General features: G+C 33.3%; 5 protein-coding genes. All 5 read left to right on the top strand.

Going from position 1 to position 3,741, the window contains the following annotated elements; translation table 11 throughout:
• Positions 1-226 precede the first annotated feature (226 nt).
• The 5 genes from Q0236_RS08375 (at position 227) to Q0236_RS08355 (ending at position 3,651) form a co-directional block, all read left to right on the top strand.
• Positions 227-1,489 carry a site-specific integrase gene (locus Q0236_RS08375; RefSeq protein ID WP_297916845.1) on the top strand — a complete coding sequence of 421 codons (1,263 nt, stop codon included), beginning with the start codon at positions 227-229 and terminating at the stop codon, positions 1,487-1,489.
• A 108-nt stretch (positions 1,490-1,597) separates the two neighbouring features.
• Complete coding sequence (locus Q0236_RS08370) at positions 1,598-1,987, top strand: hypothetical protein (protein ID WP_297916843.1); 390 nt, start codon at positions 1,598-1,600, stop codon at positions 1,985-1,987.
• Between the two features lie 103 nt (positions 1,988-2,090).
• Entirely contained in the window at positions 2,091-2,327 is a 237-nt protein-coding gene (locus tag Q0236_RS08365) for a hypothetical protein (RefSeq protein WP_297916841.1), read from the top strand.
• Between the two features lie 340 nt (positions 2,328-2,667).
• Positions 2,668-3,228, top strand: a complete 561-nt coding sequence (locus Q0236_RS08360) for a hypothetical protein (protein WP_297916839.1) — start codon at positions 2,668-2,670, stop codon at positions 3,226-3,228.
• An 18-nt stretch (positions 3,229-3,246) separates the two neighbouring features.
• Entirely contained in the window at positions 3,247-3,651 is a 405-nt protein-coding gene (locus tag Q0236_RS08355; protein WP_297916837.1) for a hypothetical protein, read from the top strand.
• The last annotated feature ends 90 nt before the right edge of the window (positions 3,652-3,741 follow it).

The raw sequence follows: 3,741 nt of genomic DNA, 5'->3' as shown, positions 1-3,741 counted from the left end.
TGGCATTCAAGAGGTCGGCGGTTCGATCCCGCTTAACTCCACCACTTAAGCTATTTTTAAGTTTTAATCACTTCTTTTTAATTCTCCTAAAGTCCCATTATAAGGGGATATTGATGTTTTCTGATGATTTTCAATTCGTTTTGTGCTATAATCGGTGCTAAACAATTAGAGCAGTTATTAGGGTAGTCAGTAAGCATTAAGGTAGTTTTATGATAAGGACGGCAAAATGGCAAATGTAGCGAAACAAACCCTACAAGATAAAGACATACGGAAATTGGAAATCAAAGATAAACAATATAAAAAAGCCGTCGGCAATCCAAAAGAGCTCTATATTTGGGTAAATCCAAGCGGTTTGAAAACTTTTTCGCTTAGATATAGGGGCAAATATATCAAAATCAAAGAATTTAGGGAAAATATTTATAGCGTAGCCGAAGCGCGTAGAGATGCGGTAAAGCTTTTAAAAGAGCTTGAAAGTGGCAAAGATATACAAATGATTAAAGGGAAGAGTGATAAATATCGCTATAAAAACCTTTTTGGCGTATATGTCGCACAAAAACGAAAAAACGGTATAAGCGAGAGCTATATTGCGAAGATCGTTAAGATGAACGAAAAATACATACTTCCGTCTTTTGGTGAACTCGATATAAAGACGATAAAGTATAGCGATCTCTTAGTAATTTTAAACACTATTTTTAACCCGAACAATCCGCGCACTAGTCGCCTGGAAACGCTTCATCGCCTAATAAACGACATCGATAAAGTCTTTGCAATCGCTCAAAAAGACGAATATATCGCCTATAACCCGGCGAAAGAGCTTCATAAAGAATTTCCCACTTCAAGCAGGTTTAATCTCAATAATCAACAAGATACAAGGTTACCTGCCATCACGCAAAACAGCGAGATTAAGACCTTTCTGCAAGATTTAAAGGCTGATAATAGACTTGATTTACAAACCAAAAGGGCTGTTTATCTGCAAATTTTATGCGTCAATCGTCCTATAAATACGGCGAGCGCAAAGTGGTCAGATATTGACCTTGACGCTAAAATTTGGACTATACAGGCAAACGAAATGAAAACAAAATTTATGCATCAAATTGCCCTTAGCCCATACGTATTAAAAATTTTAAACGAGCAAAAAATGTTTAAAACTCTCGGTAACGACTTTGTATTTCCAGCGGTAAATAAAGGTGGGCATTTGCATCGCGACAGCATTAGTAAGGCAATACGAAATTTGGGGCAAAAAGACAAATATAAGGGCGTTGCCACCCCTCACGGCTTTCGGGCCACGTTTCGCACGATATGCTCTCAAAACAAAGCCGAGCTTTTAGCGCTTGGAATAAGCGAAGAAGCGATAGAAAGCGTTTTAGCGCACAAGGAGTTTAACGCCGTAAAATTTGCCTATGAGAGAGAAAAGGCTACAATGGAGCAAAAAGCGAAGCTTATGCAGTGGTACGGCGACTATCTAAATGCAATCGAGCCGTTATTTTAGCTTTTCTTTTTAAAGGATATTTTAGACTTTGCCACAAATTCATCAATAAAGAGAAATAAAATTTAAAAAATAGTATAATTTATAATCAAAAGTAACAAGGAATAAGCGATGCTAAACGAAAAAGATAAAAAAATAATCGATGATTTTTTAACAGAACAAGGTTTCGATTTTAGTAAATACGACGACTTTATCGAATATATCCAGGCAAGAGGGATGCTGAATAAAAATATTAAGCTTATCGATAAGCTTTTTTTTACAAAACCAAATTTAAAACGACTATATCAAGAGTTTAATAACCCGATAAAGAGAGTTTGTAAACAATATAAGCTATCGTATAAAGAACTATCCGCATTAATCGGTTACGGTGAATACTCGCTAAAAACGATAGCCTCAACTGGCGCAGTAAGAGAAAGCCTAGAGAAATCACTTCAATTATTAATGGAAAATATGAAACTTAAAGAAAAGCTTAATGAAGCAGCTAAAATAAATATAAGCTAAAAAGACCTATTATTAAAACAATCCAATTAAAATATGTAAAAATAATTTACTTTTAAGCATTATTTAATTATAATTGCTCCGAAAATTTTGATGAGGAGCATATATGAAAACAATCGAGCCAGCAAATTTACAATGGCTTACTACTAAACAACTCCAAGAACAATACGGTTTTTCTTTGACGCATCAAAGCAAATTGCGTATGAAAAAGAACTACACGAAAGAGGCGGCAAGCAAAATACCGCCCATTCCGTTTTCAAAAATAGGCAAGACGATTTTATACTATAAGGCAGATATTGAAGAGTGGTTACAAAAATTAAAAGTGAGTCCTGCTAGAAAATAATCAAGGAGGCGTAAATGCAAAATTTACCACTACAAAATCTTAACGAAAATATAAAATCTATCAACATTAAATGTAAACAAATTTTTTCTTCATAAGTTAAGACAATATGGTGATAATTACCTTACCGATGCTTTTGTGCAAACAAGTATATATTATATCCATTGTAAAAATGCTGACGACGGATGAACGAATGTCTTCTGCAAATAAAAAACTAGACATTTCAAAAGGTAGTGATAAAATTGTATGGATAGATGCACTGCAGGATAGCCCTTTAGGTCTTTTCGTATTACAATACTAAAAACCTAAAGGGCGAATTTCTGCGAAGCTTATTAGGAAAAATATGAAAGAAAACAACAAAAATAAAGTATTGAAATCCGCAAGGATAGAAAAAGAGATATCGGACAAAATAGACGAAATTTTATACGGCAAAAAATACACTTTTACCGATGTAATCAATGCTGCACTTTTTAATTTTTTCGAAAATAAATTTGACGAAAAGGTTATGTTTAATAAGGTCAAAAAGAACGCGAATATAAATAGAAATTTACGTATCAGAATATCAGATAAAGAATATGAATTTTTACAGCAAAGAACAAAATATCGCGGATTTAATTCTGTGGCGAAAGAGATAAAATTCCAAATCCTAAATACTATATATGATCAGGATAAAAATTTCAATAATATTGAGATGGGGGAACTAGGAAACGCGATAAACGATTTAAAGAAACTCGGACGCAATTTAAGAGAAATTCTCACGCGCTTACAACAAAATAACTCATATAATTTTAGGGTAAATTATGAGAAATTCGGAGCATTCACACAAAGTATCAATGACCAAGTAAAGCTAGTAACAAAACTAGTAAATAGATACGTTTCAGAGCTGAATTTAAAAGTGAGGTAGCAACCAAAAGGAGGAAGAATGAAAGGAAAAGTCGCTCCCAAAAAGGGAGCAAACAAAACAAACACGTTGATTATAAACAACAAAAGCTTAGAAAAAAATTATTTAACACCATTTTGTTTTGAGAGTAAAACTCTCCGCGAGTGGTGCGAATTCGTAAAAAGCTATAACCCTAGCAATTACAGGCAAATTGAAATTCAAGCCGTGCAGTGTTTTAGCGCGATAATAGCCTATTGTAATCAGCCCAATTTACCTTTCTTTTTACTGGATATTAGCGACAGCGGAACCGGTAAGAGCCGAAATAAAAAATTTCAATTTGATATACTATTTAAACTTTTTTCAGCACTTGATACCCTATTATTTGTCTTATATAAAATTATCCCCGTAAAAAATAAAAATATTACAATAACAGATACAGCTGTATAGAAGGCTATTTTTAATTTATTTAGACTACTTTCAATTAAATTAAAAGTATTATTTGTTTTTGTAGCAACATCAGTTGAAAATTTTTCAAAT

Origin of the sequence: uncultured Campylobacter sp. (assembly GCF_938031315.1) — a bacterium.
Taxonomy (GTDB): domain Bacteria; phylum Campylobacterota; class Campylobacteria; order Campylobacterales; family Campylobacteraceae; genus Campylobacter_B.
This window is presented reverse-complemented; position numbering and strand designations above follow the sequence as displayed.

Bases quoted from the DNA above. Each gene is read 5' to 3' on its own strand.
- Q0236_RS08375 (WP_297916845.1), top strand. From the start codon at position 227: ATGGCAAATGTAGCGAAACAAACCCTACAAGATAAAGACATACGGAAA.
- Q0236_RS08370 (WP_297916843.1), top strand. From the start codon at position 1,598: ATGCTAAACGAAAAAGATAAAAAAATAATCGATGATTTTTTAACAGAA.
- Q0236_RS08360 (WP_297916839.1), top strand. From the start codon at position 2,668: ATGAAAGAAAACAACAAAAATAAAGTATTGAAATCCGCAAGGATAGAA.
- Q0236_RS08355 (WP_297916837.1), top strand. From the start codon at position 3,247: ATGAAAGGAAAAGTCGCTCCCAAAAAGGGAGCAAACAAAACAAACACG.
- Q0236_RS08365 (WP_297916841.1), top strand. From the start codon at position 2,091: ATGAAAACAATCGAGCCAGCAAATTTACAATGGCTTACTACTAAACAA.